Raw genomic sequence first — 23,955 nt, 5'->3', positions numbered from 1 at the left:
TCACCGGCATCCATCTCCCAAATTCAGATCATTCAAGTTCAGATCATTAAAGGAAACATCATCATGTTCAACAATGTAAAAATGAAGTCTGCCCTCGCCGTGCTTGGCCTGATGCTATCTGCATCGTTCACTGCCAGCGCAGCAGACGGCACACCGGTACCCAGCCCGAATCTGGGTACCACCATCATCCAGGACCCCACTGTTTTCAAGGACTTTGGTGGCAAGGAAGGTCTGGTCAAGATCATGGATGACTTCATGGTGCTGCTGATCGCCGACCCAAGAACCAAACCATTCTTTGATAACGAAAAGCAGGCTTTCATCAAGGCCATGCTGGTCGAGCAGATGTGCGAGATCCTGAATGGCGGTTGCAAGTATCCGGGCCGCGACATGAAAAGCTCGCATGCCACCATGCGGGTGAACCGCGAGGCGTTCAATGCGTTGGTCGAGGATTTCCAGCTGGCCATGGACAAACACAATGTGCCGTTCTCGTCACAAAACAAGCTGCTGGCCAAGCTGGCGCCCATGTACCGTGACATTGAAACCACCACGGGCGCGGCTTCCGCGACCTTGGTGCCACCAGTCGCCAAGTAAGCCGCCGCTGATCTGGTAGCCTGTCTTTCCGGGCAGACTATCGCGGCACTGACCGCACAACGGGTTTGATGCATGACATCAAGCCCGTTGTTGTTTTTGGTGCAGCAGCCTGCCGTACTTGCCAATGTTCCTGCCCCGGCGCAGCCGCTAAGGCATAACACTCAGGCCCACAGCGCATAGCGCTTAACCTAGAAGTGCATAGCGCTTAAGCCAGAAATTCCGCCCAGGCCTGCTCAGACATCCCCAGTTGCTGGAACACCTGCAAGGCCGCGTAGGCATCATTGGCGGCATACAGCTTTTGTCTGTCGTTGAGCAGCTTGGATTCCCAGTTGGAGGTGGTGACGCTTTTGCTCTTGGCGAAGCGTTGCCCGAACAGCACCGCCACCGCCATGCGCACCCCGATCTCCTTGTGGTAGCCGCGCGCACGGAACACGTCGTTAAGGTCCAGGATGGCGGCCACCTGCATGCCCAGTCGCTGACGTATCTTGGAACGGTCCGATTTCAGGCCGAAGCCGGCCTTGATGAGGTGTTCATCCCCCAGCAACTGACGTACCGCCTGGATAGCCGCTTCTGAATCAAGCTGAAACAGATACACACGCTCGGCCGTGGCGAATTGCAGCAGATGCGGCCCGCCGGAATCCTCCCCCACCTTGAAGGTGGGTCTGGATTCGGTATCGAAGCCGACCACGCGCTGTAGAGCCAGGTGGTGCAACGCTTCGGCCAGTTCCGTGCTGCTTTTGGGCAATATGATCTGCGCCAATGACACCCCCTGGTAGGGTTCCAGCAGGCTGAGTTCGGTTTTGGTGGGGGTGGCGGGGCGTGTCATGGGCTTCAGGTGGCAGGATGGTCAACCCGGATGATACCCCGGCCTCGCGCTGAGCGTAGTGGCGCTTGCGTTAGCAGCATGCGGTGATGTCCAAACGCGCACGCCCAAATGCGCATGCCGGGCTGCCATGCGCGCAGGTAAACTCTCACCATCATCGACATACGGAGTTGGCATGGAATCCACCGGTTTTCTGGCGCAGGCCTGCATCTATCTTGCGGCGGCGGTACTCGCCGTGCCCTTGTTCAAACGGCTGGGGCTGGGCTCGGTGCTGGGCTACCTCATCGCGGGCATCCTCATCGGCCCGTATGCGCTGGCGCTGATTCCGGACCCGGAACAGGTGCTGCACTTTGCCGAATTCGGTGTGGTGTTGTTGCTGTTCCTGGTCGGTCTGGAGCTGGAGCCGGAAAAAGTCTGGGAGCTGCGCAAACCCTTGCTGGGGCTGGGCGGTCAGCAGGTACTGTGGACCATCGCGCTGGTGATGGGCGTGGCCATGCTGACGGGCGCTTCATGGCAGATCGCCGCTGTCGCCGGGGCGGGCATCGCCATGTCGTCCACGGCCATCGGCCTGGCTTCGCTGGAAGAAAAGAAGCTATTGGGCTCGCCGGGCGGCCAGTCCTCGTTCGCCGTGCTGCTGTTCCAGGATTTATCGGTGATCCCGATCTTCATTCTGCTGGCGCTGATCGCACCAGCGGCTTCGCAGCATGCGGTAGACCTGTATGCCGTGCCCAAGGCGCTGGGCGTCATCGCGCTCATCATCATCGCCAGCCGCACCGTGTTGCGCCCGGTGATGCGCATCGTGGCACAGACCGGCATGCGCGAGATCTTCTTCGCGTTCTCTTTGCTGCTGGTGATCGGCGTCGCCATGTCCGTGCAGGCGGTAGGCCTGTCCATGGCGCTGGGGACCTTTCTGGCCGGGGTGCTGCTGGCCGATTCCGAATACCGTTATGAGCTGCGTCTGGATATCGAGCCAGTCAAAGGCCTGTTGTTGGGCTTGTTCTTCATTGCCGTGGGCATGTCGGTGGATGTGTCGCTGGTGGCCGCACAGCCCGGCACGGTCATCGGCCTGGCCCTGCTGATCGTGGTGGTCAAAATGGCCATCCTGTTCGGCCTGGGCAAGCTGTTCAGCCTGAAAAGCCGTGAGGCGCTGCTGATGGCGGTCACCTTGTCGCAGGTGGGCGAGTTTGCGTTCGTGATCTTCGGCGTGGCGCTGGGCTCAAAGCTGCTGCCACGCGAAACCTATGATCTGCTGAATGCCATCGTGGCGGTTTCCATGCTGGTCACGCCCTTGCTCATGGTGCTGTACAGCCGCCTGGTCAGCATGAAAAGCCCAGAAGGTCCGCGTGAGGCCATCACCGAATCCAACCAGGTCATCATCGCCGGCTTTGGCCGCTTCGGGCAGATCGTCGGCCGTGTGCTGCTGGCTCATGGCACCCCGGCCACCTTGATCGATAAGGACCCGAATCAGGTCGAGCTGATGCGTGAATTCGGCTGGAAATGTTATTACGGGGATGCGTCACGCATGGATCTGCTCGAAGAAGCGGGCATCCACCACGCCCGCCTGCTGGTCATTGCCGTCAACGACACGCATGCCGCGCTGGACATGGCCAGGCTGGTGCAAGCGCGCTGGCCGCAGGTGAAGATCGTGGCGCGGGCGCGCAGCCGTACCGACGCCTTCGATTTCCGTGAACTGGGCCTGCAGCCCATCCGCGAGACCTTTCACTCCTCGCTGGAAGCCGCCAGACAGGCGTTGATGGCGCTGGGTGAATCCAGCCGCGCGGCGGCCGGCATCGTCAAACACTTCGAAAAGCACGATACGGAACAACTGGATGCCACGCTCAAGGTGCGCAACGACCGCGAAGCCATTTTGAACATCACCGAGCAGGGCAGGCAGGATTTGAAGGCCTTGCTGCAGATGGAGCGCGCCAGCCCGGAAGAGCCTAACTAGAGAGGAGCATAGCTAGAGAGGAGCATAGCTAGAGAGGAGCATAGCCAAGGAGGAGCACAGCGAAGTGCATGGTGGCGATGGCGCCTGTCATCGCCCAGCCACCAAAACTCGCGACTAGCTCCAGTCGGTCAGGCTTGCGGGTCGCCAGTCTTCACCTGGCCTATCCACTCCTCTATGCCGATCAGCCCGCTGTTTTCAGCACGCGCATGTTCTTGCGGGCTAAGCACGTCCTGCATCAGGTCGATACGCTTCCAGCCCGCCACCGGCGTTTCGCATTGCGGGCTGGGCACATAGCGTGAGGCGGATTCACGCGTGTAACGGTGGATATAACGCGGGCAGTTCTGCCACAGCTCGCTGAGCTTCACGCGCACGATGAACTCGGCTTCCTTGTATTCCGCCATCAGCGGGTCGTCACGCGAGGCAGTGGCCACGCCCTGCACGCGGATGCGGTGCGGCGTTTCGAAGGAGATGAACAGCAGGCCCACCTCGCTGTTCTGCACCACATTGCCCACGGACAGGTACATGCCGTTGCCGTCATAACTGGGGAAGGCCAGCGTGGTGCTGTCGATCACCTTCACAAAACCGGGAAAGCCGCCTTTGTAGGACACGGTCGGGCGGCCGTTGTGATCCACCGTCGCCAGAAAGAACATGTCCATGGCTGCGATGAAGCCCTTGGTCTCCTCGTCAAACTCGGTTTTGCAGGCGATCTCCTCGATGCGGTCTGCCAGCTTGCGGGTGCCCAGCTCGTCCTGCAGGCTGCGGTGTGTGTCGCCAAATAATCGGCTCATGGGGTCTCCTTGCGCGTTGATCGGGGTGTTACAGGCTGGCCAGCTGGCTGGCTGCCGCGTCATGGCCATGCCCGATGATAAAGAATCTGCCGCTGCTTGCGGCTATCTGGCAGTAAAAATCCGGGCTGGGGGGTGAAAGTCATACTCACTCGCAATCATGATAATCCTGAGCCGCAACTCATGATGACAGGCAGAAGGAAACGCACGCGGCGGCGTAACATGCAACTTATGCGCTAACGCATACCTATCAAAAACGAGACGAGGAGATACACCATGTGGACCACCCCAGCAGCGACCGAAATGCGTTTTGGCTTTGAAGTCACCATGTACGTTTGCAACCGCTAATCAGCGCTTGCAACGGCAATAAAAACGGCGCCCAGTGCGCCGTTTTTATTTGTGTTTCGTCAGCGTATATTGCTTGCACATTCCAGCCCGCGAGCCTGATCTATCTGCGCATAGCGAATAACGCGCATTGACTTAGTGCTAATTCAGTAGAATAATAGTTTTACTATTTATTCTTTAGAATAAGTTAGAGTTCAATATGACCGCCCAAGCTGCACACATCAATCCAGACCGCTCACGCGTGCTGACCAGCGCCGTGCAAGAGGTCGCCCAGCGTTTTGAGCTGGGCTCCACCGAGCTCAAAGACATCATCGGCGTAAGCCAGTCCACCGCATCACGTTTGCTTAACGGCTACTATGGCATCCCCGAAGGCAGCAAGCCGTGGGAGTTGTCGGCCCTGCTGGTGCGCATGTACCGCTCGCTTTCCTCCATGGTCGGCGGGGACGACGCACTCGCCCGCGCATGGATGCACAGCCCTAACCGCGCCATGGGCGGAAGGCATCCTGCGCAAGAGATCAAACGTGTCGAAGGGCTGGTACGTGCCTGTGAATACCTGGACGCCCACCGCGCTCGCATCTGAAGCGCGCCCCTGGCAGGGCAGTGGCTGGCGGGCGGTAGAGGCGCAGCACAAAATCTCCACCATGAGCCTGGTGCACGGCTCGCTGGCGGATCAGGCTGTGCTGGAAGCCATTCTGGACGAAGCCAAGCCCTTGATCCCGGCCGCCGCCCAGGGCCTGCACTGGCTGTTGTCCACGCCATTCCGTTATTATCCTTTGCCCGGCGGTTCCCGCTTCCGTGGCCATAACGACCCTGGCGTCTTTTACGGCGCGGAAGACCGGCAGACCGCCTGCGCAGAAAGTGGCTATTGGCGCTTGCGCATGTGGATGGACAGTGAAGGTCTGGCGGCTAAGCAAAAAGCTGTGCCGCTGACACTGTTCGAGTTTCACGCCGCAAGCGAGCGCAGCATAGACCTCAGCCTGCCGCCCTTGATTGAGGACAAGGCAATCTGGATGCACCCGCATGACTACAGCGGCACACAAGCACTGGCGGAGCAGGCACGGGCGGCCAATATCGAGGTGATCCGTTATCAGTCAGTGCGTCACAGCGGTGGTAACTGCCTGGCGTTGCTGACCCCGCACGTGTTCAAAGCAGTGCAGGAACCGTACAGGAACAACCAGCAAAGCTGGACGCTGTTGATTCAACCGCCTAATCTCACGGTTTGGCAGCGTGATATTGCTGGGGAAAGCTGGGCTTTCCAATTCCCGGTCGATTCCAGACTGGGTTGAACAGCCTACAAGCGCTGATTTACCGCTCGTCATTCCGGCGCAGGCCGGAATCCAGGCAAGCAAACTAACCGAGGTATGCATTCCGTGGGGGGATGTGTCGTTTGAATCGACACGCAGCCAAAATGTGTCGTTAAAAGCTTGATTTGTCGACACATGTGTCCTTGCGCACCCAGCATCCATCATTACCTGGCACTCGCTGTGCGTCTGTTCGGTAACCTCATCCCAACGAAGTTTGCGCAGCACAGGCTCACTCAGTGAGCCGGCCTGGGCTTATCTTGGTGGCCTGAAGTTGGCCGCCACATCAGCCGGCTAGCCTCTATAATCAGTGCCGAACCGTCACCACACATCAAGAAGCCGATACCCCATGCTGGAAGACATCAAAAAGACCCTCTGGGCCACTGCTGACAAGCTGCGCGCCAATATGGACGCTGCCGAATACAAGCACCTGGTGCTGGGCCTGATCTTTGTTAAATACATCTCGGACACCTTCGCCGCACGCCGTGCGGAGCTGCAGCGGCGTTTTGCCGACCCGGCCGATGATTATTATCTGGACGATGCCACGCTGACCGCGGGCGAGCTGGAAGACCGCGATTACTACAAAGAGGTGAACGTGTTCTGGGTGCCCGAGACTGCCCGCTGGGAAACCCTGCGGGCGGCAGCCAAGCAGACGGATATCGGCAAGCGCATCGACGATGCGCTCACCAGCATCGAGGCGGAAAACCCCAAGCTCAAGGGCATTCTCGATAAGCGTTATGGCCGCGCACAACTGCCAGACGGCAAGCTGGGCGAGCTGGTAGATGTGGTCTCCACCATCGGGTTCGGGGTGGAGCCGGGCAAGGCCCGCGACGTGCTGGGGCAGGTGTACGAATACTTTCTGGGCATGTTCGCCAGCGCCGAAGGCAAGCGGGGCGGGCAGTTCTACACCCCGGCCAGCATCGTCAAAACTCTGGTGGCGGTGCTGGCCCCGCACCACGGCAAGGTGTACGACCCCTGCTGCGGCTCGGGCGGCATGTTTGTGCAGAGCGAGAAATTCATCGAAGCCCACGGCGGCAAGCTGGGCGATGTGTCCATCTACGGGCAAGAGGCCAACCCCACCACCTGGCGGCTGGCGGCCATGAACCTGGCCATCCGTGGCATTGATTTCAACCTGGGCCGCGAGCCCGCCGACACCTTCACGCGCAACCAGCACGCCGATTTGCGTGCGGATTTCATCCTGGCCAACCCGCCGTTCAACATCAGCGACTGGTGGCACGGCAGCCTGGAAGGCGACCCGCGCTGGGTGTACGGCGCCCCGCCGCAAGGCAACGCCAACTACGCCTGGTTGCAGCACATGCTGCACCACTTGAAAGAAACGGGCCGCGCCGGCATTGTGCTGGCCAACGGCTCCATGAGCTCCAGCCAGAACAACGAAGGTGTGCTGCGCGCCGCCATGGTAGAGGCCGACGTGGTAGAAGTGATGATCGCCCTGCCCGGGCAGTTGTTCTTCAACACGCAAATCCCCGCCTGTTTGTGGTTCCTGGCCAAGCAAAAACAACGCAAAGGCGAAGTGCTGTTCATCGACGCCCGCAAGCAGGCCAGCATGATCAGCCGCGTGCAGTCTGAACTCACCGATGAGGTCATCGCCCGCATCGCCGCCACGGTGGCCGCCTGGCGCGGCGAGCCGTCACTTGCTGGTGAGCTGTCAGCCCAGCCTGACGCAGCCCGTCATTCCGACCAAGCCATAGCCCACCCCAATACATCTCGTCATTCCAGCGAAACTGCAACCCAGCCCAATAGCCCCGGCCATTCCGGCGTAACTGTAGCCCAGCTCAACACCCCCCGTCATTCCGGCGAAAGCCGGAATCCACAGCCTTATCAGGATATCCCGGGCTATTGCCGCAGCGTGCCCCTGGCCGAAATCGCCCAGCACGGTCATGTGCTGACCCCGGGCCGCTATGTGGGCGCCGAAGAGGTGGAGGACGACGATGAAGCCTTTGCCGACAAGATGCAAAAACTCACCGAACAACTGGGTGAGCAGATGGCCAAGGGCGCAGAACTGGATGCGCTGATTCGGCAGAAGCTGGGGGGGCTGGGGTATGGGTTCTGAGTGGACTACCAGCACCGTTGGTGAGTTTTGTCCGTTCAAGTACGGAAAAGGGCTTCCTCAGCGGGCGCGAGTGGCAGGATTGTTTCCAGTGATGAGCTCAGCGGGTGTTGTGGCGAGTCACACTGAGCCCTTGGTGAAGTCTCCTGGCATCGTCATCGGGCGAAAGGGAACGGCAGGGAGCGTTACGTTCGCACCTGGTCCATTCTGGCCAATCGACACTGCGTTCTATGTTGAGGATGATCCCACAAATCGGGACATCCGCTTTACTTACTATTTACTTAAGACACTGGCGCTATCCGAAATGAATTCGGATAGCGCGGTTCCAGGCCTAAACCGCGAAAACGCACATGCTGTCGCAGTATGCATACCTTCACTTGCTATGCAGGCCGAAATCGCCTCTTTTCTCGGTGCACTCGACGACCGCATCTCCCTCCTGCGCGAAACCAACGCCACCCTCGAAGCCATCGCCCATGCGCTGTTCAAGTCGTGGTTTGTCGATTTCGACCCCGTGCGCGCCAAGATGGAAGGCCGCGCCCCCGAAGGCATGGATGAAGCCACAGCCACCCTGTTCCCGGACAGCTTCGAGGAATCGGAATTGGGGTTGGTCCCGAAGGGGTGGGGCGTCACGTCGCTTGATGCCGTTGCTAGTTTCCTAAACGGACTGGCTCTACAGAAATTTCCGCCAACTGGCATCGACGACTTGCCAGTTATCAAGATTGCGCAGCTCAGAAAGGGGGACACGGTAGGATCTGACTTGGCATCGCGCACGATCAAGCCTGAATATGTTGTTAAAAATGGTGATGTATTATTTTCTTGGTCAGGCAGTCTCGAAGTTGAGATTTGGTGTGGTGGTGAGGGCGCTCTGAATCAGCATCTGTTCAAAGTTACTTCGTCGGACTATCCAAAGTGGTTCTATTACCTGTGGACGCGCCAACATCTTGATAACTTTCGACAGATCGCAGCCAGCAAAGCGACAACTATGGGGCATATTCAGAGACGCCATTTATCGGATGCCAAGGTGGTTGTGGCATCGGATACCGTCTTGAAGGCTGTTGATGAAATCCTTAGTCCGTTTATTGAGCGTATCGTTGTGAATTTGGTGCAAGCCCAAACCCTCGCCACCCTCCGCGACACGCTGCTACCCCGCCTGATCTCGGGTCAGTTGCGCCTGCCACACGATAATTAAACCGGAGCGAGAGCATGTGCAGAGAGATTGCTTTTGATGGTGTGTTGACGGGTGCATGCGGTCAAAAAATCGAGGTGGATTGTTCTGTTACACCGCCTTTGGTCGCTGGGGAGGTGGCCAATATCATTGTCCGTGTGCCGATTGGGTTGCAGCAGATACCAAAGATTAAAAACCCATGCAGCATCACGAGTATTACGCCTGATGTGCATGTTGAAATAAGTGACTTTCAGTGTCGCTCCTTGCCTCGGTCTCAGTTGCCACACCGTCGTTTTTCAATGCCGGCAATTTTGATTACGCATGTCGGAAAAGTCGAAACCAGGCGTGTTGCAATGTCAGGTGCATGTAGTACACCAATCATCAGATTTCACCTCTCTACGACCAAGTTTTTTGTAGAGCATTTGAATGCACAGCTCAATTACGGTGCGAGTGCGGACCAGACAGCTGAACTTTTCACGCTGGCTACACCTGAGTTGGGCCAGATTGTTTTTAGCAAGGAGTGGGTGTTTGATCTTGCTGAAGCCAGCAATGGAACGGCGACCGTACATTACGGCTACTACGCCGCCGTCACAATGCCGGATGGTGAACATGAGTTATTGATTAGCCATTTTAGAAAGATGCTGGATTGGCTATCGATTCTGGTTCGACAGCGTATTGTTTTGCTAGGCTGGACGATTGAGAATGCAGGGCAACGAATAGAGGTCTATCTTGATCCGCTTGATAAGCGGCTAACTCCATTCATGCCACCTAAGCCGGGTAGATTCATTGTTGAGGATGATGAGTTCACAGAAGTGGCCTTATCGGGCCTGGCATCATGGCCGGATAAAAATCCCGAGGAACAAGAGCAGTTATCGGATTTTTCATACGCACTTGCGCCGCATCTTGATGAATCCACGGAAGAAAAGTTTATTTTTCAGTATCGAATGCTTGAGAAATTTATCATCACGCCAAAGGTGGCAGCTCGAACCACGCTAATTGAAACTGAAATCTTGTCCGGTTTTATTAACAACCTGAAGAAGGCGAAAATAGAAAATCCTGATTCCGATCAAGCCTCGGCTTTAAATAAACGTCTGGATGGTTTTATCAATAATATTCAACAAGATAAACCTTCCCTCAGGCACAAAATTGATGGTTTTATTTCATCCTTTATGAAAGGCAGTGTGGAGGATTTGTGGCCAATTGCGGGCACTGATGAAAAGCCAGGCTTGAAGGAGATACGAGATACACTGAGTCATACGGATACACGCAGCATCCATCATCAAAGCCTCGCGGTTGCACAGTGGCATTTGACCATCCTTCTGGAAAGGCTGGTGTTCAAGCTGCTTGAGTTGCCAGCTCCAGTGGCGATCCAGCCCGGTTCAAACATACTGCGACGCGAGTTTTGGTATGAACGAGCTTACTGGGAGAACCTCCAGAAACAAACTCTTGTGAAGCAATAACGGCTTTCGATTGTGTATTTTCACAACGCTTGTTATTAACGAACACCTTAAAACCCATGCATCAAATTAAAGCATGCGTTAACAACGGGTTTAGAATCGAAGACAACCTCTACCCGTTATGCCCGGTATCTTCCATTCTGGGCATGAGAGGGCTTAAACTCAAAATGAACCTCTTGAGGATTCTGGCGGATGTTGCAACTAAATCAACAATTTAAGTGCTTAAACACAAAACCTTGCCGTCAACATTTATGACCGAAGACCAACTCGAACAAGAAACCCTGGCCTGGCTGCAGGCGCAAGGTTACCAGCATCGTTACGGCCCGGACATTGCGCCCGATGGCGAGCAGCCCGAGCGCAGCGATTACCGGCAGGTGCTGCTGCCGTTCCGCTTGCGTGAGGCAGTGCAGCGGCTAAACCCGCACATTCCCACGGCGGCCCGCGAGGATGCCATCAAGCAGGTGCTGGATTTGGGTATCCCGGCATTGTTGTCAGCCAACCGTCATTTCCACAAGCTGTTGGTGGGCGGTGTGCCGGTGCAATACCAGCAGGAGGGTGAAACGCGTGGCGATCTGGTGCGCCTGATGGATTGGGCCGAGCCGGCCCGCAACGAGTGGCTGGCCATTAACCAGTTTTCCATCAAGGGGCCGCACCACACCCGCCGCCCGGACATCATCCTGTTTGTGAACGGCCTGCCGCTGGTGCTGCTGGAGCTGAAGAACCCGGCGGACGAAAACGCCGATATCTGGAAGGCCTACGAGCAGCTGCAAACCTACAAGGAACAGATCCCGGATGTGTTTCACTACAACGCGCTGCTGGTAATCTCGGACGGCAGCGAGGCGCGTCTGGGGTCACTTTCTGCCAATGCGGAGCGCTTCATGCAGTGGCGCACCATCGACGGCGTGACGCTGGACCCGTTGGGCCAGTTCAACGAGCTGGAAACGCTGGTGCAGGGCTTGCTGGCCCCGGTCACGCTGCTGGATTATCTGCGCTTTTTTGTGTTGTTTGAGGACGACGGCACACTGGTGAAGAAGGTGGCTGGTTACCATCAGTTTCATGCAGTGCGTGCCGCCATCCAGCAGGTGGTGGCCGCTTCGCGTGCCGATGGTGATGCCAAGGTGCGCGGCAAGGGCGGTGTGGTGTGGCACACGCAGGGCAGCGGCAAGAGCATCACCATGACCTGCTTTGCGGCACGTGTGATGCAGGAAGCCGCCATGCAGAACCCCACCATTGTGGTGATCACCGACCGCAACGACCTCGACGGCCAGTTGTTCGGTGTGTTTTCGCTGGCGCAGGATTTGTTGCGCGAGCAGCCGGTGCAGATTGAAACGCGCCAGGATTTGCGCGACAAGCTCACTAACCGGCCTTCGGGCGGCATTCTGTTTGCCACTATCCAGAAATTCATGCCGGGCGCAGATGAAGACAGTTTCCCCATGCTTTCCGACCGTCACAACATCGTGGTGATTGCCGATGAAGCACATCGCACCCAATACGGCTTTGAAGCCAAGCTGAAAACCCTGAAGGCGCCAGCGCCTGCCGCTAATCAAACCCAAACGCTCAAGGCTGCCCAGCCGGATGCGGAATACCAAACCCGTTTTCAGGTGGGCTATGCACAGCATCTGCGTGACGCCTTGCCCAATGCCACTTTTGTGGCGTTTACCGGTACGCCGGTCTCCAGTGAGGACCGCGACACGCGCGCGGTGTTTGGCAACTACATTCATGTGTATGACATGCAGCAGGCCAAGGAAGACGGCGCCACGGTGGCGATCTACTTTGAGTCGCGGCTGGCCAGGCTGTCGCTGAATCAGGCCGAGTTGCCGCAGCTGGATGAGGAAGTGGACGAGCTGGCGGAAGACGAGGAAGAAAGCCAGCAGAGCCGCCTCAAGAGCAAGTGGGCCGCGCTGGAAAAGGTGGTGGGCGCTGAACCCAGAGTGGCCAGTGTGGCCGCAGACATGGTGGCTCATTTTGAACAGCGCAATCACGCCCAGACTGGCAAGGCCATGGTGGTGGCCATGAGCCGCGAGATTTGCGTGCACCTTTACAACGAGATCATCCGCTTGCGCCCGGACTGGCATGATGCCGACCCCGAAAAAGGCGCCATCAAGATTGTGATGACAGGCTCGGCCAGTGACAAGGCGCTGTTGCGCCCGCATATCTACAGTGCGCAGGTGAAAAAGCGTCTGGAAAAGCGTTTCAAAGACCCGGCAGACCCGCTGCAGATGGTGATTGTGCGGGACATGTGGCTGACTGGCTTTGATGCGCCGTGCGTGCACACGCTGTATGTGGATAAACCCATGAAAGGCCATAACCTGATGCAGGCCATCGCCCGGGTTAACCGCGTGTTCAAGGACAAGCAGGGCGGGCTGGTGGTGGACTATATCGGCATTGCCAATGAGCTAAAGAGTGCGCTCAAGGAATACACCGCCAGTCAGGGGCGTGGCCGCCCCACGGTGGATGTGGCAGAAGCCTACGCCGTGCTGGAAGAAAAACTCGATGTACTGCGTAGCCTGCTGCATGGCTATGATTACAGTGACTTTACCACGGTGGGTCACAAGCGCCTGGCCGGTGCCGCCAACCATGTGCTGGGCCAGCGCGACGGAAAAAAGCGCTTTGCGGACACAGCGCTAGGCATGAGCAAGGCGTTCAGTCTGTGCTGTACGCTGGATGAAGCCAAGGCGCGCCGCGATGAGGTGGCCTTCATGCAGGCCGTGAAGGTGATACTCACCAAGCGTGACATCAGCCAGCAAAAGCGCACCGATGAAGTACGCGAACTGGCTATCCGGCAGATTATCGGCTCGGCCGTGGTGTCAGAAGACGTGGTGGATGTGTTTCAGGCCGTGGGCCTGGACAAGCCCAATATTGGCATACTGGATGATGCTTTCCTGGCCGAGGTGCGTAATCTGCCGGAACGTAACCTGGCCATCGAGCTGCTGGAGCGCCTGCTGCAAGGCGAGATCAAGAGCAAATTCAACAGCAATGTGGTGCAGGAAAAGAAATTCTCCGAGCTGCTGGCCAATGTCATCAAGCGCTATCAGAACCGTGCCATCGAGACTGCTCAGGTGATCGAGGAACTGATCGACATGGCCAAAAAATTCCGCACGGCGGCAAACCGTGGTGTGGAATTGGGCCTCAGCGAGGATGAACTGCGCTTTTATGATGCGCTGGCCGACAACGAATCCGCAGTGCGTGAGTTGACTGACGAAACACTCAAAAAAATCGCCCACGAACTGACCGAAAACCTGCGTCAGAACCTTTCTGTGGACTGGTCTGCACGGGAAAGCGTGCGCGCCAGGCTGCGGTTGATGGTGAAACGCATCCTGCGCAAATACAAATACCCACCGGATCAGCAGGAAAACGCCATCACGCTTGTGTTGCAGCAGGCAGAAGCGTTGGGTGAAGCCTGGAGTTGAGTCGATCCCGCTCGGGTTGGCGATATGGAAAACAAGCTAAGCCGCGAAATGGTTTTGTGGTTCGCTGGGCTACCTTTGTGGTTCGCTGCGTTACCGCCGGAATGATGGATACAAAAAAGGTTTGTAACCGTTAAGTTGCAAGCCTTTTTGTGATGTGGCGCGGAATTGCCACTATTTTTAGACGCTCTGGAGCCAACTTGTCCGCGCATACACTTAAATTATTTATTTGACTTACTTAAAATACATTTAGTCTATATATGACTTACATATAGTTATTTTTTATTGATGGTGTTCGTTTTTTTAGTTAAAGTTAAGCTGTGTAAACAGGATTTTGGATATGGACACCACTCAACGCCCAACAATTGTACGTACTTACTCCCGCTATGCGCGGGAGGCGGTGACTTTGCTCGGCAGTTTAATTCGTATTAATCGCATCGAACGCAAGCTAACTGTTCAAGCGCTGGCTGAACGCGTCGGCATTTCGCGCGACATGATGCAACGGATTGAGCAAGGTGATCCGCGCTGTGGTATCGGTGTTGTGATCGAAGCCGCTACGATTGTAGGGGTTGCGCTGTTTGAAGCGGATAGCAGCAATACACTGACGATGCATATCAAGGAGCAGGAAGATAAGTTACGTCTGCTTCCTAAAGCCGTTCATAAAACAAGAACGGTGGTAAAAGATGACTTCTAATCATCCTGCTGCTGAAGCGTATGTCTGGATATGGCTGCCAAATGAAAGTGAGCCAGTCGTTGCCGGTCGTATTGCCCGCCAAGACGATGGAAGGCTGCTATTTAACTATGGTCGAAGCTATTTAGCCCGGAACAATGCGATTGCTATTTATGCACCGGAATTGCCGCTTCAATCAGGTGAAATTCCGTTGCGTGAAAATATGAAGTTGCCTAGTTGTATCCGCGATGCATCCCCGGATGCATGGGGGCGACGCGTCATTATCAACCGGACATTGGGGCTGAAAGGACGTAATGCTGATCCTGTTGAACTTGATGAGCTGACCTATCTTTTAGAGTCTGGCTCTGATCGTATTGGCGCACTGGATTTTCAAGGCTCGGCCACGCAATACGTAACGCGAGAGCGCCAGAATGCAACGCTGGATGAATTGATTCAATCAGCAGAGCGTGTGGAACAAGGTGTTCCGCTCAGCCCTGAATTTGATCTTGCGCTTCAACACGGTACCTCTTTGGGAGGAGCGCGTCCCAAGGCTTTGATTGTTGACGGAGATAGAAAATACATTGCCAAATTCTCAGCAAGCAATGACCTCTACAACGTCGTGAAAGCAGAGTTCGTTGCTATGAGGCTTGCTTCTGTTGTTGGTCTAAATGTTGCGCCAGTTAGGCTAACCCGCGCCTTAGGTAAAGATGTGCTTTTGATTGAACGGTTTGATCGTATCTCTGTTGAAAACGGCTGGACACGACGCGCATTGGTATCGGCGTTGACGATGTTGGAACTGGATGAAACAGAGGCGCGATATGCCAGCTATGAAGATTTAGCAACATTGATCAGACACCGTTTCACTGAACCCACGCGAACACTCGAAGAGTTGTTTGGACGGATTGTATTTAACATCCTGTCTGGTAATACCGATGACCATGCCCGCAACCATGCTGCCTTCTGGGATGGTCAGGCACTTACATTAACGCCTGCCTATGATATCTGTCCGCAAGGACGGACAGGCGGCGAAGCCACGCAAGCGATGTTGATTACTGGCCAGAACAGATTCAGTCAATTAACGATTTGCATGGAAGTTGCACCACATTTTCTGCTTCAAGAGGGCCGCGCGCGCGCAATTATTGACGACCAGCTTGAGACAATTCGCTCTCAATGGGAGGCTGTATGTAATGAAGCTAACCTTAATGAAGTAGAGCGTGCATTTCTGTGGGGGCGGCAGTTTCTTAATCCGTTTGCATTGGAGGGCTGGATTTAGCAAGCTTGCCAACATCCAACCGGCGGCCACGCCGACGTCTGGCGGGGAATTGTGACGTTTTCCCTGTAGAAAAAGAAAAAGGCTACCAAAAAGTAGCCTAAGTCTTGAAATGGCGCGCCCGAAGAGATTCGAACTCCTGACCCCTTGGTTCGTAGCCAAGTACTCTATCCAGCTGAGCTACGGGCGCGTCGAGGCGTGCATTATACGTAATCTGTCCTGATTTGCGAAGCGCAATTTTCACAGCCCATTCACACCCCGCCGAAATGGCGTGCTGACGCCCTCTGCGGGTGATTACCGACGTTTTCCTCCCCTTATTCCACGCTTTGTTTTGCTCGTGCGCCACCAATAATCCACCCTAATCAGTGCGACTCCCTGTAGTCGCAGCAGTGGTCTCCCAATGACGGAGTGAGTGTGGCTGAAGACAGCGATCTAGAGAAAACAGAACCGGCGTCACCCAAGCGCATCGAGAAAGCGCGGGAAGACGGCGATGTGCCACGCTCGCGCGAGCTGGCCACCTGTGCCGTGCTGCTGGCTTCCGGGCTGGCCTTCTGGGGCCTGGCCGGGCAGATGAACGAGGCACTCAAGCTGAACATGACGCTGGGCCTGCGCTTCACGCGCGAGGAGATCTTCGATCCGGCCCAGTTCCTGTTGCATCTGGTGGACCGCATCGCCGACCTGTTGCTGGCGTTCGCGCCGCTGGGCCTGATCGTGTTGCTGGTGGCGATCGCGTCGCCGGTGTTCATCGGCGGCTGGAACATGAGCGCCAAGGCCTTGATGCCCAAGTTCAGTCGCCTTAACCCCATCAGCGGCTTCGGCAATCTGTTCTCCAAGAATTCGCTGGTTGAGCTGATCAAGGCCGTGGCCAAGTCGGTGCTGGTCGGCACGGTGGCGTATCTGGTGATCGTCGCCGACCTTGACGAGATGCTGGGCCTGGCCATGCTGCCGCTGGACGAGGGCATAGGCTATATGGAGAGCCTGCTGTTCAAGAGCACCATGGCCATCGTGGGTGCGCTGGTGCTGATCGCCATGATCGATGTGCCATATCAGCTGCATCACTACGCCAACAAGCTCAAGATGACCAAGCAGGATCTGCGTCAGGAATCCAAGGAATCGGAAGGTAACCCCGAGGTGAAGGCGCGCATCCGCCAGCAACAGCGCGAGATGGCACGCCGCCGCATGATGTCCGAGATCCCCAATGCCGACGTGGTGATCACCAACCCTACCCACTATGCCGTGGCCATCCAGTATAAGGAAGACGGCATGCGTGCGCCGGTGCTGCTGGCCAAGGGTGCCGATGCGGTGGCACTCAAGATCCGCGAGATCGCTGCTGAACATCACTTGCCCGTGCTGGAATCGCCCAAGCTGGCGCGTGCCCTGTATGCCCATACCGAGCTGGGTGACGAGATCCCCGAAGCCTTGTACGCGGCCGTGGCCGAAGTGCTGGCTTATGTGTACCAGCTGCGCGTCTACCACAGCCACGGCGGTCAGCAGCCGCAGCAGCCGGAGGCGCTGGATGTGCCGGACGCACTGGACCCGCACCTGCAAACCTCGCCCATCAATTTGATGCCTGTCTGATGAATGAGTCGATGCGCTGATGAATAAGCTCAAACTCCCCAACTGGCTAGGCATGCTGAGTGGCCGCAATACCGCTGCGCCGCTGCTGATCGTGATGCTGCTGGCGATGATGGTGCTGCCGCTGCCCGCCATCGCGCTGGATGTGCTGTTCAGCTTCAACATCGCGCTGTCCATCATGGTGCTGATGATAGGCCTGCAAACGCGCAGCCCGCTGGATTTCATCGCCTTCCCGACCGTGCTGCTGATGACCACCATGCTGCGCTTGTCGCTCAACGTGGCTTCCACGCGCGTGGTGCTCACCGAAGGCCATACCGGCCCGGATGCTGCTGGCAAGGTCATCGAGGCGTTCGGTCACTTTCTGATCGGCGGCAACTACGCGGTAGGCATCGTGGTGTTCGTGATTCTCACCATCATCAACTTCGTGGTGGTCACCAAAGGCGCAGGCCGTATCGCCGAAGTCGGCGCACGCTTCACGCTGGATGCCATGCCCGGCAAGCAGATGGCCATTGACGCGGACCTCAATGCCGGCCTGATCGGCGAGGACGAAGCCCGCCGCCGCCGTAAAGAAGTGGGTCAGGAATCCGAGTTCTACGGTGCCATGGACGGTGCCAGTAAATATGTGCGCGGTGACGCCATCGCCGGCATCCTGGTCACGGTCATCAACATCTTCGGCGGCCTTATCGTCGGCATGCTGCAGCACGACATGGCATTTGGTGATGCGGTCAAGAACTACACGCTGCTGGCCATCGGTGATGGCCTGGTGGCGCAGATCCCCTCGCTGATCATCTCGGTCGCCGCCGGTGTGGTGGTGTCGCGCGTGGCCAATGACAATGACGTGGGCGCGCAGCTGGCCCAGCAGATGTTCAGCAACCCCAAGGTGATGTACGCCACGGCCGGCATCGTCGGTGGCATGGGCCTCATCCCCGGCATGCCCAACTTTGCCTTCCTGATGCTGGCCTTGTTGCTGACCGGCCTGGGCTGGCTGGTGGAGAAACGTCAGGCCGTGGCCGCCAGCAAGGTGGACGATGCGCCCGCGCCAGTTGCGCAAGAGAGCGAAGAAGCCAGCTGGAACGATGTGCTGCCGGTGGACATCATTGGCCTGGAAGTGGGCTATCGCCTGATCCCGCTGGTGGATAACGCGCAAGGCGGCGAGTTGCTGAAGCGCATCAAGGGCATACGCCGCAAATTCGCACAGGAGGTCGGCTTCCTCTCACCCGCCGTGCACATCCGGGACAACCTGGAACTCAAGCCTTCCGAATACCGCATCACCCTCAAGGGCGTGACCATCGCCGGTGGTGAAGCCCACAACGGCCAGTTCCTGGCCATCAATCCGGGCATGGTGGCGGGCAGTCTGCCCGGCGTCGCCACCACCGACCCGGCCTTCGGCCTGCCCGCAGTGTGGGTGGAAAGCCCGCTGCGCGATCAGGCACAAGGCATGGGCTATACCGTGGTGGATGCAGGCACCGTGATCGCCACCCACCTCAACCACATGCTGAGCACCCATGCCATGGAGCTGCTGGGCCGTCAGGAGGTACAGCAACTGCTGGACCACGTGGCCAAGAGCGCGCCCAAGCTGGTGGAAGACCTGATCCCCAAGGCACTGTCCCTGGCCTTGCTGCAAAAAGTGTTGCAGAACCTGCTCACCGAAGGCGTGCATATCCGCGACATGCGCACCATCCTGGAAACGCTGTCCGAGCATGCCACGCGCACTCAGGACGCGGATGAGTTGACCGCCGTCACGCGCGTCAAGCTGGGCCGTGCCATCGTGCAGCAGCTGTATCCGGATGCACATGAATTGAACGTGATGGCACTGGATCACCAGCTGGAACGCCTGCTGATGCAGGCCATGCAGGCGGGCAGCAATTCCGCCATCGAACCCGGCCTGGCCGACACCCTGATCCGCCAGACCGAGCAGGGCGCACAACAACAGCAACAGATGGGCATGCCCGCGGTGCTGCTGGTGAGCGCCAGCCTGCGCATGGCCCTGGCCAAGTTCCTGCGCCGCGCCGTGCCGCATCTGCGCGTGCTGTCGCAGGACGAACTCCCCGAAACCAAAACCATACGTGTGACTAGCCTGATTGGAGCACAACCATGAGTATCAAACGTTATTTCGCCGCCACTTCCAGACAGGCCATGGGCCTGGTGCGTGAGGAACTGGGCGAGGATGCCATCATCCTTGCCAACCGTCGTGTGGACGGCGGTAACGAGATCCTCGCCATGCGCGATCAGGACGTGAGCCGCATGGTGGCCCAACCGGCCGCGACACCTGCAGCCAGCTCTGTAGCCACACCGGCCGACCTCATGCCGGCCATGCAGCAAGCGCCTCAAGCAGATGAGCCGCAAACACTGATGTCGCTGCTCAACCAGCGTCGCCAGAGCAGCCATCAAGCCAGCATCGACCCAGCTATCAGCAACCCAGCCAGCATCGTGCGCCCGTTACGGGATGGCCGTGTCATCCCGAGCACTGCGCCGCGCATGCCGCAGGCCGTGCTTGCACAAGCAGCCGCGCCTGCAGCACTGGCCAGTGCTGGCCCATTAGCCAGTGCTAGCCCAGTAGCGCAGCCGACAGCATCTGCAGCAGCGCCGACAGGCTCGCCACTGGAGATCGCCCGCGTCATGGACGAGATCCGCGCCATGCGCCACACCATAGAATCGCAACTCACCGAGCTGCACTGGGAGCATGCCCATCGCCAGCAACCGGCCAAGTCCGGTCTGCTCAAGCGTTTGCTGGGCAGCGGTTTCAGTGCCAGCTTTGCGCGCCTCATCGCCGACAAGCTGCCCGCAGGGCATGACGATGCCCAGGCCCTGGAATGGGCCAGGAACACCTTGCTGCGTAACCTCAATACGCTGGACTCCGAGCAGGAGATGCTGGATCAGGGCGGTGTGTACGCCTTGATCGGCCCCACCGGCGTGGGCAAGACCACGACCACTGCCAAGCTGGCGGCGCGCTATGTCATGAAGCATGGCACGCAGAAGCTGGCGCTGATCACCACCGACGGTTACCGGATCGGCGGCCATGAACAGCTGCGCATCTACGGCAAGATCCTGGGCGTGATGGTGCATGCGGTGAAGGACGAGACCGACCTCAAGCTGGCGCTGGAAGAGCTGCGTGGCAAGCACACCATCCTCATCGATACCGTGGGCGTCAGCCAGCGCGACCAGATGGTGGCCGAGCAGATCGCCATGCTGCGCAACGCCGACAGCAGCATCAAGCGCATCCTGTGCCTGAACGCCACTTGCGGCGGTGAGACGCTGATGGACGTGGTGAGTGCTTACCGCGGTCAGGGCGCGCAGCGCCAGATCGACGGCTGCATCATCACCAAGCTGGACGAAGCGGCCAGCCTGGGCAGTGCGCTGGATATCGTCATCCGCGAACGCCTCAAACTGTATTTCGTCTGCAACGGCCAGCGCGTGCCGGAGGACATCGCCCTGGCCGACCGCGACCAGTTGGTGGACATGGTATTGAACAGCCGACCGCGCTTCAGCCGACCGTTCGAATTGCTGGACGACGAACTGCCGCTGGTGATGGCGGCACAAGGGCAGGCGCCACAGCAGCATACGGAGGTGCGCCATGTCTGATGTCCGTACCCCCATGCTGGGCCGTGGCGATCAGGCGGCCGGTCTGCGCCGCATGATGCACAAACCCAAGCCGCGTATCGTGGCCTTGTTGTCTGCGCCGGATGATCAGCTCGACATCGCCGATAACCTGGTGTTCTCCTTGCGTGCGCAGGCAGTCAATGTGCAATGGCTGCGCAGCGATGCCTGGCAGGCCGCTGACCCGGCCGAGGTGGGGCAACAGCTACAACAACTGGCCAGTCAGCATGACCTGCTGCTGGTGGATCTGGCCGATAGCGCGGTGCTTGCCAGCAAACACTTGCAAGACGTCACCGTGCTGCTGCCGCTGGGGCCGGGTGCAGAAGGCATCAAGCAGGCCTACAGCCAGATCAAAGCCATCTACAGCCGCCAGGGCGGCCAGCCGTTCGGTGTGGTGGTGCACGGTATGAGCCCGCAGCGCGCACAGCAGGCTTTCAAGACCCTGGCCGATGTGGCGCATCGTTATTTGCGTCTGCAGATCGAGCTGTTCGGCGTGATCCCGGTGGACCAGCACCTGCAACTGGCGGCGCAGAGTGGCCGTGCCGTGCAGGAAGCCTTCCCGCTGGCACTGGCTTCGCGCGCATTCCGTGAGCTGGCACAGCGCCTGATCGGCGACGCCACGCTCACCACCCTACCGCATGCGGCCTTCGCTGCCGTTGCCGCCTAGGAGGCCGCCATGTATACCTGCAATGGCAAACTGAACCATAAGGACCAGCTGCTCAAGCAACATGCGCCACTGGTCAAGAAGCTGGCTTACCAGCTCAAAGCCAAGCTGCCTGCCAGCGTGGAAGTGGACGACCTGATCCAGACCGGCATGATGGGCTTGCTGGATGCGGTGAACCGCTACGAAGACAACCACGGCGCGCAATTCGAGACCTACGCCGTGCAGCGCATCCGTGGTGCCATGCTGGACGAGTTGCGCAGTGCCGACTGGGCACCACGCAGCGTGCGCAAGAACATGCGCACCGTGGAGAGCGCCATCAGTCAGCTGGAACAACAGCTGGGCCGTCCGCCCACCGAGGCCGAACTGGCGCGGCACATGGGCCTTTCCATCACCGACTACCATGCCATGCTGGATGATTGCAGTGGCCACCAGCTGATCTATTACGATGATTTCGGTGATGACGGTGACGCGCATTTTCTGGACCGGCATGGCGTAGCGGACGATAGCAGCGAAATCAGTGGCGATCCGCTCAAGACCTTGATGTCGGAAGGCTTCCGCAGCGCGCTGGTGGAGGCCATCTCCGAGCTGCCTGAACGCGAAAAGCTGCTCATGGCGCTGTATTACGAGCAGGAGCTCAACCTCAAGGAGATCGGCGCGGTGCTCGGTGTGTCCGAATCGCGCGTGAGTCAATTGCATAGCCAGGCCGTTGGTCGCCTGCGCGCAGGGCTCAGGGAACAGGCATGGACTGGAGTAGCCTAGTCGGGCTTGCGCTCGCGCTGCTCGGCATCGTGCTCGGGCAGGCGGTGGAGGGCGGGCATCTGTCCTCCCTGCTGCAACCGGCCGCGTTCCTGGTAGTAGTGTTCGGCACGCTGGGCGCGGTGCTGCTGCAAAGCCGCATGCATCATGTGATGGAAGGCGTACGCCTGCTGCGCTGGGTGTTCGTGCCGCCTGTGGACAACCGTCGTGCCATGCTGCGCCGCATCGCCATGTGGAGCAACATCGCCCGCCGCGAAGGCATCTTGCAACTGGAGCCGCAACTGGAGCTGGAGCAGGATGCGTTCGCGCGCAAAGGGCTGCGCCTGCTTATCGACGGTGCGCCGCCAGAGCGCATGCGCGAGATCTGCAATCTGGAGCTGGATCAGTACGAAGCACGCATGCGCAGCGCAGCACGCATCTGGGAAGCCGCGGGCGGTTACGCGCCTACGGTGGGCATCCTGGGGGCGGTGCTGGGCCTCATCCATGTGATGGAGAACCTGTCCGACCCGGCCCTGCTGGGCAGCGGCATCGCGGTGGCTTTCGTGGCCACCATCTATGGCGTGGGGCTGGCCAATCTGGTGTTCCTGCCCTGTTTCAACAAACTCAAGATGCTGATCCAGGTGGATGTCAGCCAGCGCGAGATGGTGGTCGAAGCGCTGGCCGCCATCGCCAATTATGAACATCCGCGCCAGTTGGAAGAGCGCCTGCAGGGCTATCTGCAATGAGCCGTCGCGGGACACGCCGCCGTGCCCTTGTTGAAGAGCCGGAAAATCACGACCGCTGGCTGGTGTCGTATGCGGATTTCATCACCTTGCTGTTCGCCTTTTTCGTGGTCATGTACGGTGTGTCCTCCGTCAATCAGACCAAGTATCTGCAACTCAGTGACGCGCTGGGCAACGCCTTCGGCGGCAACGATCAACTAAGGCCGCAAGCCAGGAGCACCGCAAGCCCGCTGGGCACCAGCAGCCACAGCCTGCGCCTCAACCCTATCCCGCCGCTGGTGGTGAAAAGCGAGCAATACCGGCGTGAGCGAGAACGCATGGTGGCCACCGGCCTGGCGCTCAACCAGCAGCTGGCTCCGCTGGTGGCGCAGGGCAAGGTGCGTGTGATGCAGACCAATCAGGGCATCCGCATCGACATCGCCGACAGCCTGCTGTTCGCCAGTGGTTCTGCTGCGCTTGCAGAGGCCGCGTTGCCGCCGCTCAACGAGATCGCCAGCACGCTGCGTGGCTTGCCTTATCCATTGCAGATCGAAGGCCACACCGACGACAGGCCGATCCGTAACCTGCTATTCGATTCCAACTGGGAACTGTCGGCCATGCGCGCCACGGCGGTGCTGCATGTGATGGCGGAGGCGGGCATCGCCGCGTCGCGTCTGGCGGCGCAGGCCTTTGCCGATACGCGGCCGGTGGCGGACAACAGCACGCCGGAAGGGCGCGCCAGCAACCGGCGCGTGTCGGTGATGGTGATGTACCAGAAGCCAGCAGAGCAGGCACAGGCAACCGATATGCCGTATCAGCCCTGAGCCTTGCG

20 protein-coding genes and 1 tRNA gene are annotated in these 23,955 nt (G+C 58.4%); 18 read left to right on the top strand and 3 right to left on the bottom strand.

The annotated features are described in order from the left end of the window. The first annotated feature begins 63 nt into the window (after nt 1–63). A complete protein-coding gene (locus ED236_RS06815; RefSeq protein WP_123237221.1) occupies nt 64–591 on the top strand; it encodes a group I truncated hemoglobin in 528 nt (175 codons plus the stop codon). A 205-nt stretch (nt 592–796) separates the two neighbouring features. Here the strand turns inward: ED236_RS06815 and ED236_RS06810 are convergent, their stop codons facing one another. Continuing rightward, a complete protein-coding gene (locus ED236_RS06810; RefSeq protein WP_123237220.1) occupies nt 797–1,417 on the bottom strand; it encodes a 3'-5' exonuclease in 621 nt (206 codons plus the stop codon). 172 nt (nt 1,418–1,589) lie between these two features. On the opposite strand from ED236_RS06810, the gene ED236_RS06805 reads away from it, so the two are divergent. After that, nucleotides 1,590–3,362 (top strand): monovalent cation:proton antiporter-2 (CPA2) family protein, encoded by a 1,773-nt coding sequence (locus ED236_RS06805; protein WP_123237219.1) that lies wholly within the window; start codon nt 1,590–1,592, stop codon nt 3,360–3,362. Nucleotides 3,363–3,490: 128 nt separating this feature from the next. Here ED236_RS06805 and ED236_RS06800 read toward each other — a convergent pair whose 3' ends face one another. Then, nucleotides 3,491–4,150, bottom strand: a complete 660-nt coding sequence (locus ED236_RS06800) for a pyridoxamine 5'-phosphate oxidase family protein (protein ID WP_123237433.1) — start codon at nt 4,148–4,150, stop codon at nt 3,491–3,493. Between the two features lie 273 nt (nt 4,151–4,423). Here ED236_RS06800 and pqqA point away from each other — a divergent pair, with 273 nt between their 5' ends. The 9 genes from pqqA to ED236_RS06750 all read left to right on the top strand — a co-directional run bounded on the left by pqqA (nt 4,424) and on the right by ED236_RS06750 (nt 15,833). Further along, complete coding sequence (pqqA, locus tag ED236_RS12735; RefSeq protein ID WP_123236554.1) at nt 4,424–4,495, top strand: pyrroloquinoline quinone precursor peptide PqqA; 72 nt, start codon at nt 4,424–4,426, stop codon at nt 4,493–4,495. A gap of 196 nt (nt 4,496–4,691) precedes the next feature. Next, nucleotides 4,692–5,072: an MbcA/ParS/Xre antitoxin family protein gene (locus ED236_RS06790; protein ID WP_123237218.1), complete on the top strand. Its 381-nt coding sequence runs from the start codon at nt 4,692–4,694 to the stop codon at nt 5,070–5,072. Then, on the top strand, nt 5,038–5,778 hold the full coding sequence (locus tag ED236_RS06785; protein WP_205125653.1) for an RES family NAD+ phosphorylase: 741 nt from the start codon (nt 5,038–5,040) through the stop codon (nt 5,776–5,778). The genes ED236_RS06790 and ED236_RS06785 overlap by 35 nt, the downstream gene beginning before the upstream one ends. A 364-nt stretch (nt 5,779–6,142) precedes the next feature. Then, nucleotides 6,143–7,864 carry a type I restriction-modification system subunit M gene (locus ED236_RS06780; protein WP_205125652.1) on the top strand — a complete coding sequence of 574 codons (1,722 nt, stop codon included), beginning with the start codon at nt 6,143–6,145 and terminating at the stop codon, nt 7,862–7,864. Further along, entirely contained in the window at nt 7,854–9,050 is a 1,197-nt protein-coding gene (locus tag ED236_RS06770; protein ID WP_123237216.1) for a restriction endonuclease subunit S, read from the top strand. Before ED236_RS06780 ends, ED236_RS06770 begins: the two co-directional genes overlap by 11 nt. 14 nt (nt 9,051–9,064) lie before the next feature. Further along, a complete protein-coding gene (locus ED236_RS06765; protein WP_148042261.1) occupies nt 9,065–10,486 on the top strand; it encodes a hypothetical protein in 1,422 nt (473 codons plus the stop codon). A 248-nt stretch (nt 10,487–10,734) separates the two neighbouring features. After that, nucleotides 10,735–13,893 (top strand): type I restriction endonuclease subunit R, encoded by a 3,159-nt coding sequence (locus tag ED236_RS06760; RefSeq protein ID WP_123237214.1) that lies wholly within the window; start codon nt 10,735–10,737, stop codon nt 13,891–13,893. A gap of 337 nt (nt 13,894–14,230) precedes the next feature. After that, entirely contained in the window at nt 14,231–14,584 is a 354-nt protein-coding gene (locus ED236_RS06755) for a helix-turn-helix domain-containing protein (RefSeq protein WP_193726072.1), read from the top strand. Next, the gene (locus ED236_RS06750; protein WP_123237213.1) at nt 14,574–15,833 is read left to right on the top strand and encodes a type II toxin-antitoxin system HipA family toxin; all 1,260 of its coding nucleotides are present in this window, start codon (nt 14,574–14,576) and stop codon (nt 15,831–15,833) included. Before ED236_RS06755 ends, ED236_RS06750 begins: the two co-directional genes overlap by 11 nt. Nucleotides 15,834–15,943: 110 nt before the next feature. On the opposite strand, the gene ED236_RS06745 is transcribed toward ED236_RS06750, so the two are convergent. Continuing rightward, nucleotides 15,944–16,020, bottom strand: a tRNA-Arg gene (locus ED236_RS06745). A gap of 224 nt (nt 16,021–16,244) precedes the next feature. Between ED236_RS06745 and flhB the strand changes: the two genes are divergently transcribed. The 7 genes from flhB to ED236_RS06710 are packed head-to-tail and all read left to right on the top strand — an operon-like array spanning nt 16,245 to nt 23,947. Continuing rightward, nucleotides 16,245–17,408, top strand: a complete 1,164-nt coding sequence (flhB, locus tag ED236_RS06740) for a flagellar biosynthesis protein FlhB (protein WP_123237431.1) — start codon at nt 16,245–16,247, stop codon at nt 17,406–17,408. Nucleotides 17,409–17,427: 19 nt separating this feature from the next. Then, the gene (flhA, locus tag ED236_RS06735; protein WP_123237212.1) at nt 17,428–19,503 is read left to right on the top strand and encodes a flagellar biosynthesis protein FlhA; all 2,076 of its coding nucleotides are present in this window, start codon (nt 17,428–17,430) and stop codon (nt 19,501–19,503) included. After that, entirely contained in the window at nt 19,500–20,987 is a 1,488-nt protein-coding gene (gene flhF / locus ED236_RS06730; RefSeq protein ID WP_123237211.1) for a flagellar biosynthesis GTPase FlhF, read from the top strand. The genes flhA and flhF overlap by 4 nt, the downstream gene beginning before the upstream one ends. Beyond that, the gene (locus ED236_RS06725; protein WP_123237210.1) at nt 20,980–21,669 is read left to right on the top strand and encodes a MinD/ParA family ATP-binding protein; all 690 of its coding nucleotides are present in this window, start codon (nt 20,980–20,982) and stop codon (nt 21,667–21,669) included. The genes flhF and ED236_RS06725 overlap by 8 nt, the downstream gene beginning before the upstream one ends. A gap of 9 nt (nt 21,670–21,678) precedes the next feature. After that, complete coding sequence (locus tag ED236_RS06720) at nt 21,679–22,425, top strand: RNA polymerase sigma factor FliA (protein WP_123237209.1); 747 nt, start codon at nt 21,679–21,681, stop codon at nt 22,423–22,425. Continuing rightward, nucleotides 22,407–23,147, top strand: coding sequence for a flagellar motor protein (locus ED236_RS06715; RefSeq protein WP_123237208.1), 741 nt, complete (start codon nt 22,407–22,409; stop codon nt 23,145–23,147). Before ED236_RS06720 ends, ED236_RS06715 begins: the two co-directional genes overlap by 19 nt. Further along, on the top strand, nt 23,144–23,947 hold the full coding sequence (locus ED236_RS06710; protein ID WP_123237207.1) for a flagellar motor protein MotB: 804 nt from the start codon (nt 23,144–23,146) through the stop codon (nt 23,945–23,947). The genes ED236_RS06715 and ED236_RS06710 overlap by 4 nt, the downstream gene beginning before the upstream one ends. Nucleotides 23,948–23,955: the final 8 nt, after the last annotated feature.

Source organism: Pseudomethylobacillus aquaticus (genome assembly GCF_003730115.1).
Classification (GTDB): Bacteria; Pseudomonadota; Gammaproteobacteria; order Burkholderiales; family Methylophilaceae; genus Pseudomethylobacillus; species Pseudomethylobacillus aquaticus.
The sequence above is the reverse complement of the archived record's forward strand: the minus strand, read 5'-3'. Positions and strand labels throughout refer to the sequence as shown.